The organism is Pseudomonas ulcerans, assembly GCF_036324125.1.
Classification (GTDB): Bacteria; Pseudomonadota; Gammaproteobacteria; order Pseudomonadales; family Pseudomonadaceae; genus Aquipseudomonas; species Aquipseudomonas ulcerans.
On record NZ_JAZDQN010000078.1, the window covers coordinates 1 to 15061 of the forward strand.

General features: G+C 66.0%; 13 protein-coding genes. 7 read left to right on the plus strand and 6 right to left on the minus strand.

Annotated features, from left to right (window positions below; translation table 11 throughout):
* Positions 1-108 precede the first annotated feature (108 nt).
* Entirely contained in the window at positions 109-759 is a 651-nt protein-coding gene (gene alkB / locus V0R59_RS30965; RefSeq protein ID WP_330073969.1) for a DNA oxidative demethylase AlkB, read from the minus strand.
* A gap of 19 nt (positions 760-778) precedes the next feature.
* Positions 779-1684 (minus strand): LysR substrate-binding domain-containing protein, encoded by a 906-nt coding sequence (locus V0R59_RS30970; RefSeq protein WP_330073970.1) that lies wholly within the window; start codon positions 1682-1684, stop codon positions 779-781.
* A 109-nt stretch (positions 1685-1793) separates the two neighbouring features.
* Here V0R59_RS30970 and V0R59_RS30975 point away from each other — a divergent pair, with 109 nt between their 5' ends.
* A complete protein-coding gene (locus V0R59_RS30975) occupies positions 1794-2402 on the plus strand; it encodes a LysE family translocator (RefSeq protein WP_330073971.1) in 609 nt (202 codons plus the stop codon).
* A gap of 23 nt (positions 2403-2425) precedes the next feature.
* Here V0R59_RS30975 and V0R59_RS30980 read toward each other — a convergent pair whose 3' ends face one another.
* A complete protein-coding gene (locus V0R59_RS30980) occupies positions 2426-2593 on the minus strand; it encodes a DUF6026 family protein (RefSeq protein WP_330073972.1) in 168 nt (55 codons plus the stop codon).
* A gap of 196 nt (positions 2594-2789) precedes the next feature.
* Between V0R59_RS30980 and gnd the strand changes: the two genes are divergently transcribed.
* The 4 genes from gnd to V0R59_RS31000 all read left to right on the plus strand — a co-directional run bounded on the left by gnd (position 2790) and on the right by V0R59_RS31000 (position 7634).
* Positions 2790-3770, plus strand: a complete 981-nt coding sequence (gnd, locus tag V0R59_RS30985) for a phosphogluconate dehydrogenase (NAD(+)-dependent, decarboxylating) (protein WP_330073973.1) — start codon at positions 2790-2792, stop codon at positions 3768-3770.
* The gene (gene zwf / locus V0R59_RS30990) at positions 3767-5269 is read left to right on the plus strand and encodes a glucose-6-phosphate dehydrogenase (RefSeq protein ID WP_330073974.1); all 1503 of its coding nucleotides are present in this window, start codon (positions 3767-3769) and stop codon (positions 5267-5269) included. The genes gnd and zwf overlap by 4 nt, the downstream gene beginning before the upstream one ends.
* A 338-nt stretch (positions 5270-5607) precedes the next feature.
* Positions 5608-7185, plus strand: a complete 1578-nt coding sequence (locus tag V0R59_RS30995) for a class I adenylate-forming enzyme family protein (RefSeq protein ID WP_330073975.1) — start codon at positions 5608-5610, stop codon at positions 7183-7185.
* Between the two features lie 20 nt (positions 7186-7205).
* A complete protein-coding gene (locus V0R59_RS31000; protein WP_330073976.1) occupies positions 7206-7634 on the plus strand; it encodes a MarR family winged helix-turn-helix transcriptional regulator in 429 nt (142 codons plus the stop codon).
* Here the strand turns inward: V0R59_RS31000 and mobA are convergent.
* The 3 genes from mobA to V0R59_RS31015 all read right to left on the minus strand — a co-directional run bounded on the left by mobA (position 7620) and on the right by V0R59_RS31015 (position 12706).
* A complete protein-coding gene (mobA, locus tag V0R59_RS31005; RefSeq protein ID WP_330073977.1) occupies positions 7620-8216 on the minus strand; it encodes a molybdenum cofactor guanylyltransferase MobA in 597 nt (198 codons plus the stop codon). The genes V0R59_RS31000 and mobA overlap by 15 nt on opposite strands.
* 180 nt (positions 8217-8396) lie before the next feature.
* Positions 8397-11519: an efflux RND transporter permease subunit gene (locus tag V0R59_RS31010; RefSeq protein ID WP_330073978.1), complete on the minus strand. Its 3123-nt coding sequence runs from the start codon at positions 11517-11519 to the stop codon at positions 8397-8399.
* Between the two features lie 11 nt (positions 11520-11530).
* Positions 11531-12706, minus strand: a complete 1176-nt coding sequence (locus V0R59_RS31015) for an efflux RND transporter periplasmic adaptor subunit (protein ID WP_330073979.1) — start codon at positions 12704-12706, stop codon at positions 11531-11533.
* Between the two features lie 155 nt (positions 12707-12861).
* Here V0R59_RS31015 and V0R59_RS31020 point away from each other — a divergent pair, with 155 nt between their 5' ends.
* A complete protein-coding gene (locus V0R59_RS31020; RefSeq protein ID WP_330073980.1) occupies positions 12862-13563 on the plus strand; it encodes a response regulator transcription factor in 702 nt (233 codons plus the stop codon).
* A 9-nt stretch (positions 13564-13572) separates the two neighbouring features.
* Positions 13573-14874, plus strand: coding sequence for an ATP-binding protein (locus tag V0R59_RS31025; RefSeq protein ID WP_330073981.1), 1302 nt, complete (start codon positions 13573-13575; stop codon positions 14872-14874).
* Positions 14875-15061 lie beyond the last annotated feature (187 nt).

Below are 15061 nucleotides of genomic sequence, written 5' to 3' on the forward strand. Positions count from 1 at the left end.
CCGCGCCGCTTCCGGTGGGGGGGGGTGTTCCCCCGGTTTGCCTTTTGTTATTTCCGCCCCCATCGGGGGGTAAACCCCGCTCCTACAGGGGCCGTCCTTCACTCGCCGCTACCCCGCCTTGCGCAACGTGAAATTGATCCTTCGCGCACCCAGCAGCGGATGGCGACCGTCCTTGAGCGGCAGGATACCGTGAAAGCGCAAGCGATCCTCGCCGCCCCAGACCATCACGTCGCCATGCTGCAAGGCCACCCGCACAGTCCGCTCGGCACGTTCGTGGCCACCGAGCAGGAAGGTGGCCGGCAGCCCCAGGGATACCGAGACGATCGGCTGGCTGAAATCCCGCTCGTTGCGGTCCTGGTGCAGGGTCAGGCGGTTGCCGGGCAGGTAGCTGTTGATCAGGCAGGCATCCGGGACGAAGTCGTCGAAACCGGCGGATTGCGCGGCGGCCCGGGCCAGTTCGAGGAAGACCCCGGGCAGCGCCGGCCAGGGCAGGCCGCTGAGCGGGTCGACGGGGCTGTAGCGGTAGCCGCGCAGGTCGCTGATCCAGCCCAGGCTGCCGCAGTTGGTGACGCGGACGGAGATCGTCCGGCCACCGGGGGTGGTCATGTTGCGGAAGGGCGCGGCCAGGACGATCTCGCGCAAGGCGGGCAGCAGGCGCTCGACCCGGTCCAGGGCGAATCCCGGAAGGAGGGCCACCTGGTTGCCGAGCCATTGAGGCTCGCCGTGGGCGGGAGTGAAAAGGTCGAGTTCGGTCTGCATTGGCGAATCTTACTCCGCCTCAGCAGGGAAGCCCCACCTCCGGCCGCTGTTCCAGCAGAAACTCCCCCAGCCCCAGGATCGCGTCTTCCCAGGCACTGCCCTGCGGCCACACCAGGTAATAGCCATCACCGGTGGCCACCGCCTCGCGGAACGGCAAGCCCAGCCGGCCATCGCGCAGGTGCGGGCCGATCAACGCCAGGTCACCGATGGACACACCGTGCCCGGCCATCGCCGCGGCCATGCCCTGGTCCAGGGTGTCGAAACACACGCCACGGTTGAGGTCGAGATCACCGGCCAGCCCGCTGCCTTGCACCCAGCGCTTCCAGTCGCGGCGATCGGCGGAGGGATGCACCAGCGCCATCCCGCCGAGCCACGCCTGGTCCCACGGCCCATCGCCCAGCAGCGACGGCGCGCAGATCGGGATCAGCCATTCCTCGAACAGCTTCTGGCACTTCACCCGTTCGCCGAACTGCCCGTTGCCCAGCAATACCGCGCAGTCGTAGGGCTCGCTGGCGAAATCCACGCTGTCCTGGTCCATCCATACGCTGGAGAGCTGCACGACGGTCCTCTCCTGCGCCTGGCGAAAGCGCTCCAGGCAGCCCAGCAGCCAGTGCATGGTCAGGGTGGAGGGGGCTTTCAGGCGCAATTGCCGCCCGGCACCGCGAAACGGCTGGCAGGCCTGTTCGATAAGGCTGAAGCCGGCATTCAGCTGCCGCGCCAGGCGCTGCCCGGCATCGGTCAGTCGTAGCCTGGGGCCGTGGCGCTCGAACAGCCGGCAACCCAGGTGGCTTTCCAGGCTGCGGATATGCCGGCTGATGGCGCTCTGGGTCAGGGCCAGCTCCTCGCCGGCCCGGGTGAACGAGCAGGAGCGGGCGGCAACCTCGAAGGCGCGCAGGGCATACAGCGGGGGCAGGCGATCGGCCATGGCGACAGCTCATCATGAGTTGGGCTCATAGTAGGCCAGCGCTTTTTGCGTTTTTCAAGGCGCAGCTGGCTGCGCAGAATACGCGGATTCAACGCTTCGAGAGCCATCCATGAACACACCGCTGCTGATCGCCTACCTGGGCACTGTAATCCTGTTGATCGCCACCCCGGGCCCGGTGGTGCTGCTGGTACTGGATGCCGCCAGCCGTTCCGGCACCGGCACTGCGGTGCGTACCGCGCTGGGGGCGAATGCCGCTTCGTTGATCCTGGTGGCGGCGGCGGCGGCCGTGCTCGCCGGCACCCTTGCCCTGAGCCCGCAGGTGCTGCAATGGGGCGCGCTGGCGGGGTGCCTGTTCATCGGCTGGCTGGGCTTGAGCGGCTTGCGTGACAAGGGCGACGGGGAGGCGACCGGCGCGGTCAAGGCCAATGGCTGGTGGCAGGGCTTCCTGATCGGGATTTCCAACCCCAAGGACGTCCTGTTCTTCGTTGCGCTGTTTCCCCAGTTCATCCCGGTGACTGAGTCGTTCAGCGCCAGCATCGGCCTGCTGGCAGTGCTCTGGCTGATCGTCGACCTGGGCATCCTGGCGCTTTACATCGGCCTGATGCGGCATTCGCTGGCGCAACGCTACAAGGCGGGGATCGCGCGGCTGTCGGCGTGGATGCTGTTGCTGCTGGCGGCGGTGGGGGTGGTCTACTGGTGTCGCGTGCTGCTGGCCTGAGCCAGCAGCGGGAGGGAAGGGGCTTAGCGGGTAGCCGCCTGGCGCTGCGGCTGGGCCTGCTGGAGCAGGAGACTCAGGCGGGCCACCTGTTCCTGGAGCTCGTCGCGCTCCTGCTTCAGGCGTTGCAGTTCGTCACGGCGGATCGAGACGTAGAGCGTCTGGGGCGGGCTTGCCGAGATCAGGGTTTGCATTGCGCACCTCACAAATGGCTGTCACACAACTGAAGCGTAGACGCTTGTCGGGGCGCGATTCTGAATTCTTTTTTCGAATGAGGGAACTTTTTTATTGGCCGCTGTCTTGCCGTTCGTCGTGAAACCATCGCTATCGCACACTGGACTAACCTTGTGGACCTGACGCGACATTTCATCCTTCGAGCGGAGCATCGGCATGCAACTGGGAATCGTGGGACTGGGCCGCATGGGCGGCAATATTGCAAGGCGCCTGATGCGCAACGGCCATGAAATGGTGGTCAACGACCGCGATCAGGCGGCCATCGAAGCACTGGTGGCGGAGGGCGCACAGGGCGCCAAGGATCTTGCCGCGCTGGTGCAGCAACTGGCCAGGCCGCGGGCGATCTGGGTGATGCTGCCTGCCGGCGCCCCCACCGAGCAGACCATCGCCCGACTGGCCGACCTGCTGGAGCCGGACGACGTGGTCATCGACGGCGGCAACACCTTCTACAAGGACGATATCCGCCGTGCGAGCGAGCTGGCCGCACGCAATCTGCACTACGTCGATGTCGGCACCTCGGGCGGTGTCTGGGGGCTGGACCGGGGCTACTGCATGATGATCGGCGGCGAGCAGGCGGTGATCGAGCGTCTCGATCCGCTGTTTGCCAGCCTGGCCCCCGGCATCGGCAACATTCCGCGAACCAGAGGCCGCGACGGCGAGCCGGGGCGTGCCGAGCAGGGCTATATCCACGCCGGACCGGCCGGTTCCGGGCACTTCGTGAAGATGGTCCACAACGGTATCGAGTACGGCCTGATGCAGGCCTACGCCGAAGGTTTCGACATCCTGCGCGGCAAGACCAGCGAGGCACTGCCGCAGGCGGAGCGCTACGACCTCGACGTGGCGCAGATCGCCGAGGTCTGGCGCCGCGGCAGCGTGGTCACTTCCTGGCTGCTCGATCTCACGGCTGACGCCCTGGCTGCGGACCCGGATCTTGGCGACTACAGCGGCTCGGTGGCCGACAGCGGCGAAGGCCGCTGGACCATCGACGCGGCGGTGGAGCAGGGCGTGCCGGTGCCGGTGCTGACCAGCGCGCTGTTTGCCCGCTTCCGCTCGCGCCAGCAGGAGGGTACCTACGGCGACAAGCTGCTGTCGGCGATGCGCTTCGGTTTCGGCGGCCATGTCGAGCGTCCCGAATGAACCAGTACAACGTCGAAACCGCACCACCCTGCACCCTGTTCCTGTTCGGCGCCAACGGCGATCTGGTCAAGCGCCTGCTGATGCCGGCCCTGTACAACCTCAGCCGCGACGGCTTGCTGGACAAGAACCTGCGCATCGTCGGGGTCGACCACAACGCCGCAACCGGCGCCGAGTTCGCCGAACGCCTGGAAGCCTTCATGCGCGAGCGCGACAAGGGCGCGGCGGAAGGCGCGCAATGCCTCGATCCGAAACGCTGGGCCCGGCTGGCCAAGCGCATCGACTATCTCACCGGCGACTTTCTCGACCCGGACACCTACCAGGCCATCGGCAAGCACATCGGCAAATCCCGCAATGGCAACGCGATCTTCTACCTGGCCACCGCACCGCGCTTCTTCGCCGAGGTGGTACAGCGTCTCGGCGACGCCGGCCTGCTCAGTGAAACCGAGGGTTTTCGCCGGGTGGTGGTGGAGAAGCCGTTCGGTTCGGACCTGGCCAGCGCCGAACTGCTCAACGCCTGCCTGCTGCGGGTGATGAACGAAAAGCAGATCTACCGGATCGACCATTACCTGGGCAAGGAAACGGTGCAGAACATCCTCGTCAGCCGTTTTTCCAACGGCCTGTTCGAAGCGTTCTGGAACAACCACTACATCGACCACGTGCAGATCACGGCTGCGGAGACCGTCGGCGTCGAGGAGCGCGCCGCGTTCTACGACCATACCGGGGCCCTGCGCGACATGGTCCCGAACCACCTGTTCCAGCTGCTGGCGATGGTGGCCATGGAGCCGCCGGCGGCCTTCGGTGCCGATGCGGTACGCAGCGAGAAGGCCAAGGTCATCGGCGCCATCCGCCCCTGGTCGAAGGCCATGGCCCTGAAGAACTCGGTACGCGGCCAGTACAGCGAGGGCCGCCAGGGCCGCAAGAAGCTCAAGGGTTACCGCGACGAGCCACGGGTGGCGGCGGACAGCCAGACCGAAACCTATGTCGCCCTGAAGGTGATGATCGACAACTGGCGCTGGGTCGGCGTGCCGTTCTACCTGCGTACCGGCAAGCGCATGAGCGTGCGCGATACCGAGATCGCCATCTGCTTCAAGCCGGCGCCTTACGCGCAGTTCCGCGACAGCGACGCCGAGCGGCCCAAGCCCAACTACCTGAAGATCCAGATCCAGCCCAACGAAGGAATGTGGTTCGACCTGCAGGCCAAGCGTCCCGGGCCGGCGCTGGCCATGGAGAATGTCGAACTGGGCTTCGCCTACAAGGACTTCTTCAAGATGCGCCCGGCCACCGGCTACGAAACCCTGATCTACGACTGCCTGATCGGTGACCAGACCCTGTTCCAGCGGGCGGACAACATCGAGAACGGCTGGCGCGCGGTGCAGCCGTTCCTCGATGCCTGGAAGGACGGCGGCGAGGTGCATGCCTATGCCGCCGGCGAGGATGGCCCGGCCGCCGCGGACGAACTGCTCGCCCGTGAGCGGCGTGTCTGGCACAGCCTTGGCTGAGTGACGCTGCACGGCCATCCGTCCGGATAGGCCGCATTTTCCCCCTGACTATCGGACAGCCCGCCATGCGCGGGCTGCAGCCATTTATTGGCGTCATTTATTCGCCGCCATGGCAACTGGCTATATTCCTTCGAATGGGGCAATCTTGCGAAAAAAAGCGGAATCAGTTCACATTTCAGCGCGCCTCTGCACTGCTTGGTATTTACTTTTTATACAAACCAATGAAGGTTTTATTGCATGGGAAGCGTCTTGACGGATACCAAGGCAGTTGGTGTCAAGGAACCGGCGCTCGTTGACGATTTGCCGGTCTATCCTGCTACGACTCAAGTGGCGGTGCCATGAAGCGCCCGGGCGGCATGCGTCAGGTGCTGGATCAGTGCAATGGCCTGTACCCCGGCAAGACGGCCATCGTCTATGCCGGCGAGTCCTATACCTACGCCCAGCTCGATGACGCCAGCCAGCGCCTGGCCGCAGGCTTGCGCGGCGTGGGCCTGCGGCAGCAGGAAAATGTCCTGCTGTGCCTGGGCAACCGCATCGAAATGGTCTGTGCCTTCTGGGGCGTGTTGAAGGCCGGCGGAGTCGTGGTCAATGTCGATCCGCTGGTACGGCGTGCGCACCTGGAGCATGTCCTGCGCGATTGCGAGGCCTCGGTCTTCATCACCACCAGCGCGGTGCTGGCCGGCTTGCCGAGCAGTATCGCCAGCTTGCCGCACCTGCGCGCCATCGTCCTGCTGGACGGCGAGCCGGACGCCCGCGCCACCCGCACCTTCGAAAGCCTGCTCGGCCAGGAAGACCTGGCCGCCACGCCGCTGTCCGTGCAGGAAGACGACCTGGCGGCGATCTTCTACCCCGACGAAGGCCCCCAGTTGCCGCGCGGGGTGATGGTCAGCCAGCGCAACATGCTGGCGGCGCTGGACTCGCTGCGCAGTAATCTGGCTTACGAAGTCACTGACAACATCCTGTGCTCCCTGCCATTGTCCACGGACTACGGTCTGTATCAGATGCTCATGGCCGTGGATGCCGGGGCCACCCTGGTACTGGAGAAGACGTCCAACGCGGCGCTTTCCCTGATGGACAGCATCGAGCGGCACCAGGTCAGCGTGGTGCCTTTCGTTACCAACACCCTGACGTTCCTGTACGAGCATGCGACCCGACGCGGCATTGCCTTTCCTGGCGTGCGCCTGGTCACCAACGGCGGAGCGGGGTTGCGGCGGCGACAGATATCAAGGATGAACAGCCTGTTTCCCAATGCCCGGATCTGCACCCTGTTCGGCCTGCCCGAGTGCAAGTGCTGCGCCTGCCTGCCGCCCGAAGATGTGCTCGGCAAGCCCGGCAGCATCGGCATCGCCGTGCCGGACACCGAAGTCTGGCTGATCGATGACGAGGGGCAGCGGGTGGAGCAGCCGCAGCGCCTGGGCCAACTGGTGATCCGCAGCGCGTCGATGACGCCCGGCTACTGGCGCGATCCGGTGGCCACGGCGCAACGGCTAAAGCCCGGTATCGAGCCCGGGGAAGTCGTGCTGCACACGGGCGTGCTGTGCAGCCGTGACGAGGATGGCTATCTCTATCATCACGGCAGCGTCCACCAGCTGATCCGCTGCGACGGCATGCGGGTCAACCCGCTGGATATAGAACAGTTCCTGCTCGCCCTCGATGGCGTGCGGGACGCCGCGGTGGTCGGCATCGCCGATGCCGAACGCGGTCAGGCCCCCTGGGCCTTTGTAGTAGTGGAGCCCAACCAGCGGACAGCGGATGTCGGCGAGCTGCTGGAGCATTGCCGGTCTGGCCTGGCCAGCTGGCAGGTACCGGTGGGCATCACGTTCAAGACCATATTGCCCAGTACGGGCAGTGGGCGAGTGGACCTCGTCCTGCTGCAGGAATGGGCACGCAACGAGCAAGCAGCGGTGGCCGAATGATTGCCACCCGAGAGACGCCTATGGAAGAACCTACCTTCGATTTCGACGGAATGCTGTGTTTCACCCTGTATTCCACCGCCAATGCCATGGTCCGCGACTATGGCGAACCGTTACGCCGACATGGCGTGACCTATCCGCAATTGCTGGTATTGATCGGTTTATGGGGCGAGGACGACATGTCCATCAGTTCCCTCAGTGCGGTGACCCTGTTCGACCTCGGCACCCTGACGCCGATCATCCGGCGCCTGAGCGATGCCGGCTTCATCACGGTCTACCTCGATCCGGGCGACCGCCGCCGGCGCAAGGTACTGCTCACCGACAAGGGCAAGGCGCTGAAGCTGGAAGCGGCGCAACTGCTCGACTGCATGAACGGCAAGCTCGGCCTGGAGCCGCACAACCGCCAGCAGATGCTCGACACCTGCCGACAGATCCGCTCACGACTGCGCTGATGCGTCGTCGTCGAGGTACTCCGGCGTATTGAAGTTCGCCAGCCGGGGATCGTCTTCGGCGCACTCCAGGGCCAGCAAGGGCCCGCCGCGCAACACCCACGACAGACTGCGTTCGCCACTTTCCCAGGCGGCTGAAAGTGTGGGTGTCAGTGCGCGCGGGATCAGGCTGAACATGGGTTGCCAGTGTCCGGCCTGACGCACCATGACCGGGGTGTGCGGGTCGTCGGCCAGTGCCAGGAGCGATTCCAGCAGCGCCCGATCGACCTGCGGCGCGTCACAGGCCAGGACCAGCAGCCAGTCGTGGCGGGCGGCGCGCAGTCCGGCCAGGACGCCGGCCATGGGGCCCGGGAAATCCGTCTGTTGGTCGTGCACCAGCTGGTCGGCGTAGGGCCGGTAGGCCTCGGCATTGCGGTTGCAGGAAATGATCAGGTCGTCGGTGAGGGGGCGTACGGTGCGCTGCAGGTGGGCGATCAACGGCTCGCCGCGCCAGGCCAGCAAGCCCTTGTCCCGCCCGCCCATGCGCTGGCCGCGGCCGCCGGCCAGGATCAGGATGGAACAGGGGGGGAGGGAAGGCTGGTTCATTGGCGGAAGACTTGAGAAGTAAAGAGGGTCACCTTCCCATGGTGGTTGGCAGGTTTCAACTTTGTCATTGCTGATGGCCACATCGCGGCATGGGCATCTGCACATCGTTCAGGGCGGAGCACGGCCGACGTGGGAGCGGATTCATCCGCTCCCACACTGTCAGGCAGTGAGCGCTCGTCATCAGGCATCTACTTCAGCGGCAATCTCGGCCTTCTTGCGCTGATACCCGGTCACCCGCATCACCACCACGAAGAACACCGGCACGAACACCACCGCCAGCGTCGCACTGAGCATCCCGCCCACCACCCCGGTACCGATGGCCTGCTGGCTCGCCGAGCTGGCGCCGGTGGCGATGGCCAGGGGTACCACGCCGAGGATGAACGCCAGCGAGGTCATCACGATCGGCCGCAGGCGCAGGCGCGCGGCCTGTACCGTGGCGTCCACCAGGTCATGACCCTGGTCCACCAGACTCTTGGCGAACTCGATGATGAGGATGGCGTTCTTCGCCGACAGGCCGATCAGGGTGATCAGGCCCACCTTGAAGAACACATCGTTGGGCAAGCCGCGCAAGGTCACCGCCAGCACCGCGCCGAGGATCCCCAGCGGCACCACCAGCAGCACCGAGGTGGGGATCGACCAGCTTTCATACAACGCCGCCAGGCAGAGGAACACCACCAGCAGCGACAGCGCCATCAGCAGCGGCGCCTGGCTGCCGGACAGCTTTTCCTGCAAGGACAGCCCGGTCCACTCCAGGCCGAAGCCCAGCGGCAGCTCGCCCACCAGGCGTTCGATTTCGGCCATGGCCTCGCCGGAGCTGTGCCCCGGGGCCGGCTCGCCACTCACCGAGATCGCCGGATAACCGTTGTAGCGGGTCAGTTGCACCGGCCCCGAGACCCACTGGGCACGGGCGAAGGCGGCCAGCGGGACCATCTTGCCGCTGCTGTTGCGCACATGGATCTGCAGCAGGTCTTCGACCTGGCTGCGGGTATCGCCTTCGGCCTGCACCACCACCCGCTGCATGCGGCCTTGGTTGGGGAAGTCGTTGACGTAGCTGGAACCCACCGCAGTATTGAGCACCGTGCCGATATCGGCGAACGACACGCCCAGCGCATTGGCCTGCTTGCGGTCGATCTCCAGCTGCACCTGCGGGCTTTCCGCCAGTGCGCTTTCACGCACGTTGACCAGCACCGGGCTCTTTTCCGCAGCGCCGAGCAACTGGTCGCGGGCAGCCATCAGGCGGGCGTAGCCCAGGCCGCCACGGTCCTGCAGGCGGAATTCGAAGCCGGTCGAGGTACCGAGGCCATCCACCGGCGGTGGCAGCACGGAGTAGGCGATGGCGTTCTTGAACTGGCTGAAGGCGATGGTGGCGCGTTCGGCGATGGCCGCCGCGGCGTCATCGGCGGCGCGCTCCGACCAGTCCTTGAGGGTGGTGAAAACCAGCGCGGCGTTCTGGCCGTTGCCGGAGAAGCTGAAGCCGAGGATCACGGTGGTATTGCCGACCCCCGGTTCACCGGCGTTGTGCGCCTCGATCTGCGCGGCCACGCCCTCGGTGCGCTCGCGACTGGCTCCCGGCGGCAGTTGCACGTCGGTGATGGTGTAGCCCTGATCCTCGGTGGGCAGGAACGACGACGGCAACTGGCTGAAACTCATCACCAGCGCGCCGAACAGCAGTGCATAGAGCAGCAGGTAGCGACCGCTGCGGGCGATGGCATGGATCACCCAGCGCTGGTAGCCGTTGCTCAGCGCCTCGAAGCGTCGGTTGAACCAGCCATACAGGCCGCGGCGCTCGTGGTGTTCACCCTTGGCCACCGGCTTGAGCAGGGTGGCGCACAGTGCCGGGGTCAGGCTCAGGGCGAGGAACGCCGAGAACAGGATCGACACCGCCATGGACATGGAGAACTGTTGGTAGATCACCCCCACCGAGCCGCTCATGAACGCCATCGGCAGGAACACCGCCACCAGCACCACGGTGATGCCGACGATGGCGCCGCTGATCTGGCCCATGGCCTTGTGCGTCGCGGCTTTCGGCGACAGGCCTTCCTCCATCATGATGCGCTCGACGTTCTCCACCACGACGATGGCGTCGTCGACCAGGATGCCGATGGCCAGGACCATGCCGAACAGGGTCAGGACGTTGATCGAGAAGCCCAGGGCGAGCATCGCCGCGAAGGTGCCCATCAGCGCCACCGGCACCACCAGGGTGGGGATCAGGGTGTAGCGGATGTTCTGCAGGAACAGCAGCATCACCAGGAACACCAGGACCATGGCCTCGCCCAGGGTATGGATCACCTGGGTGATGGAGACCTTGACGAACGGCGAGGTGTCATAGGGGATGTCGTACCGGGCGCCCTGCGGGAAGTAGCGCGACAGGTCGTCCATCTTCTCGCGCACCAGGGTCGCGGTCTGCATGGCGTTGGCGCCGGGCGACAGCTGCACGCTGAAGGCGGTGGCGGGCTTGCCGTTGAGGCGGGTGCCGAACTGGTATTCCTGGCTGCCGATCTCGACCCGGGCGACATCGCCAATGGTCACGGTGGAGCCGTCCTGGTTGGCGCGCAGGACGATGGCGGCAAATTCCTCGGGACTCGACAACTGCCCCTTGACCAGCACGTTGGCGGTGATTTCCTGGCCTGGGCGGCCCGGCAGGTCGCCGATGCTGCCAGGGGCGACCTGGGCGTTCTGCGCGGTGATCGCTGCGTTGACGTCCTCGGGCGTGAGGTTGAAGCCGATCAGCTTGCGCGGATCGATCCAGATGCGCATGGCCCGTTCCGAGCCGTACAGCTGCGCCTTGCCGACGCCGGGCAGGCGACGGATCTCGTTCATCACGTTGCGGGCAAGGAAGTCGCTCAGGGCGGTTTCGTCCAGCGCCGGGTCGTCGGCGCTGAGGGTCACCAGCAGGAGGAAGCCGGTGGACACCTTTTCCACCTGCAGGCCTTGCTGGGTCACCGCCCGTGGCAGGCGCGACTCGACGATCTTCAGGCGGTTCTGCACGTCGACCTGGGCCAGTTCCGGGTTGGTCCCCGGCTCGAAGGTGGCAGTGATGGTGGCGCTGCCCAGGCTGCTCTGCGAAGAGAAATACAGCAGATGGTCGGCACCGTTGAGCTCCTGCTCGATCAGGCTGACCACGCTTTCGTCCATGGTCTGCGCCGAGGCGCCAGGGTATACGGCGTAGATCTCCACCTGTGGCGGAGCGACGTTGGGGTACTGGGCCACTGGCAACTTGGGCAGGGCCAGGGCACCGGCAAGCAGGATGAACAGGGCGACCACCCAGGCGAAGATCGGGCGTTCGATGAAAAACTGCGGCATGAATCAGGCCCTCACTGGCCGGTGGTGTTCTGGACGACGGGCGGCTTGGCCGATTCGCTGGCGGTGACCTGGACCTGGTCGCCGGCCTTGATGTGCTGCAGGCCTTCGGTGACCACCCGTTCGCCAGGGTTCAGGCCGGCGCTGACGATCCAGCGGTTGTTCTGCGCGGCACCGAGCACCACGCTGCGCTCGACGACGCGCTGCTCGCCATCCACCACCAGCACCCGCGGCTGGCCGGCGCTGTCACGCAGGACCGCCTGTTGCGGCACGCTGATGCCCTGGGGCTGCACCGCCTGTTCGACGCGCACGCGGATGAAGCTGCCCGGCAGCAGGTCCAGATCGGGATTGGGGAACTCGCTGCGCAGGGTGATCTGGCCAGTGCCCGGGTCGACGGCGATATCCGAGAACAGCAGCTTGCCGGGCAGCGGATAGGGCGTGCCGTCGTCCTGGATCAGGGTGACCTTGGCCTGGTCCTGGCCGACCTGCTGCAGTTCGCCGGCGCGCTGGGCGCGGCGCAGGGCGTTGATCTCGCGGGTCGACTGGGTGACGTCGGCATGGATCGGGTCCAGTTGCTGGATGGTCGCCAGCGCCGTGGTCTCGTTCTGCCCCACCAGCGCGCCCTCGGTGACCAGGGCACGGCCGATGCGCCCGGAAATCGGCGCGGTGACCGTGGCGTAGCCCAGGTTGAGCCGGGCCCGGTCCACCGCCGCCTTGGCCGCGGCCACGTCGGCATCGGCCTGCATGGCTGCGGCCCGGGCGTTGTCACGGTCCTGACGGCTGATGGCGTTGATCGCGATCAGCTCGGCGTAGCGCTGGTCCTGCAGCCTGGCCTGGTAGCGGGTTGCCTCGGCCTTGGCCAGGGTTGCGCGGGCGCTGTCGTAGTCGGCCTGGAACGGTGCCGGGTCGATGCGGAACAGCACGTCGCCCTGTTTCACGTCGCTGCCCTCGCGGTATTCGCGCTTGAGCACGACCCCGGCGACCCGCGCCCGGACTTCGGCAATGCGCGGTGCCTGGATGCGCCCGGACAGTTCGCTGCTGATCGCCAGCGGCTGGACCTGCACGGTTTCCACGGAGACGTTGGGCGTGGGGGCTTGCGCGTCCTCCGGGGCCTGGCCATCGCCACAGGCGCTGAGCAGGAGGAGGGCGGCGGCGAGGGGGAGCAGACGAGCGGGGCTTGAGGGAAACATGCGCTTCTTCCATAAATGACCGTTGCATGGTACGCAGTCGCGCTGCAAGCGGCTGTGAAGCTCTGTAGAACGTCTGTTAAAAAGTGTAAGGAAACACCTTCTTACCTTTTCAGGTTCTATATCCTGCCGACTTTCCCTGCCTTCCAAGTCAAGTCATGCCCAACATCCTCCTGGTCGAAGACGACTGTGCCCTGTCCGAGCTGATCGCCAGCTACCTGCAACGCAATGGTTTCAGCGTGAGCGTCATCGCCCGCGGCGACCTGGTGCTGGAACAGGTGCGCCGCGACAAGCCCGACCTGGTCATCCTCGACCTGATGCTGCCGGGCCTCGACGGCCTGCAGGTGTGCCGGCGCCTGCGCGGCGAATCGCAGAGCCTGCCGATCCTCATGCTCACCGCCCGCGACGACAGCCATGACCAGGTCCTCGGCCTGGAAATGGGCGCCGACGACTACGTGGCCAAGCCGTGCGAGCCACGGGTGTTGCTGGCCCGGGTACGTACCTTGTTGCGGCGCAGCAGCGTCGCCGAGCCGCACCTGGAGAGCGACCGCCTGCTGATCGGCGCGCTGTGCATCGACCTGGCCGAACGTACCGTGACCTGGCGCGGCCTGCCGGTGGAGCTGTCCAGCGGCGAGTTCAACCTGCTGGTGGTGCTGGCGCGCAATGCTGGCACAGTGCTCAGCCGCGACCATATCCTGCAGCACCTGCGCGGCATCGAGTTCAACGGCACCGACCGCTCCGTGGACGTGGCGATTTCCAAGCTGCGCCGCAAGTTCGACGACAATGCCGGCGAAGCGCGCAAGATCAAGACGGTGTGGGGCAAGGGCTATCTGTTCAGCCGCGTGGAATGGGAGGTCTGAGGCCGGGCCATGCTGAAGATCCTCGTTCGCCTCTACCTGCTGACCATCGTCACCTATGCCGGGGCGCTGTTCCTGGTGCCGGAACTGATCCTCAACACGTTCAACGAGCGCTATATCGCCTACAACCTTGAACAGGCGCGGGGTGTGCAGAGCCTGATCGTCAGGCAGTTCAAGCAGGTGCCGGAAAGCCAATGGCCGCAGGTGGCACAGGAACTGGCCGGGGATTTCGCACCGCTGGCCATCGAACTGCTGCCGCGCAGCGGCCTGGCGTTGAGCGCCGAGGAGCAGCAGCGCCTGGATGCCGGGCAGAACGTCGTGCGCCTGGGCGACTGGGGCTACTACGAGACGGCCATCGCCCCCCTGAGCGAGCGCTGGCTGGTGGCGTTGCGCAATCCGCCGGATCCGTTCGACATCAACCTGCTGTCCTGGGGCATCACCGTGCTGATCGGCGCGGCGCTGCTCGGTTGCCTGCTGCTCTGGCTGTGGCCGCACTGGCGCGACCTGGAACGCCTGAAGGCCACCGCGCAATTGCTCGGCCAGGGCCACCTGGCCGAGCGCACGCACATTTCCCCGCGCTCCAACATTGGCGCGCTGGCGGCCGTGTTCGACACCATGGCCCAGGACCTGGAGCAACTGCTGACCCAGCAGCGCGAACTGCTCAATGCCGTGTCCCATGAATTGCGCACGCCGCTGACCCGCCTGGATTTCGGCCTGGTGCTGCTCTACGACGAACTGCCGGCGGCCAGCCGCAAGCGCCTGATGCAACTGGTCGGGCATGTGCGCGAGCTGGACGAGCTGGTGCTGGAGCTGCTGTCCTACAGCCGCTTGCAGACGCCGGGGCAGGTCGTCGAGCGGGTCGAGGTGTCGTTGCTGGAGTTCGTCGACAGCATCCTCGGCAGTTTCGCCGAGGAACTGGACGGGCGCGGCATCTGCTGGGAGGTGCGTGGCGGCGGCGACCTGCGCTTTGCCCTCGATCCACGGATGACCGCCCGCGCCGTGCAGAACCTGATCCGCAATGCCATGCGCTACTGCGACCGGCGCCTGCTGCTGGACCTGGGCCAGGACGGGCAGGGCAACTGCCTGATCAGTGTCGAGGACGATGGCATCGGCATTCCCGAGCTGGAACGCGAGCAGATCTTCCAGCCGTTCTATCGCCTGGACCGCAGCCGTGATCGCGCCACCGGCGGCTTCGGCCTGGGGCTGGCGATCAGCCGGCGGGTGATCGAGAGCCAGGGTGGGGTACTGAGTGTCGGGGAGTCGGTGCTGGGTGGGGCCAGGTTCAGCATTGTTCTGCCGCAGCGGAGCGCCTGAAGGCCGGTGTAGCTTCCTGTCGTATGTAAATAACCGGGCAGCCACGATCCTGTGGGAGCGGGTTTACCCGCGATGACGCTGGTGAGTTCACCATCGCAATCGCGGGTAACCCCGCTCCCACAAGGTACGCGTCGCTCTTGGACCTGTTCTCTGCTCGACAGCGCAGCCAGAAAGGCTGGGCAGACTC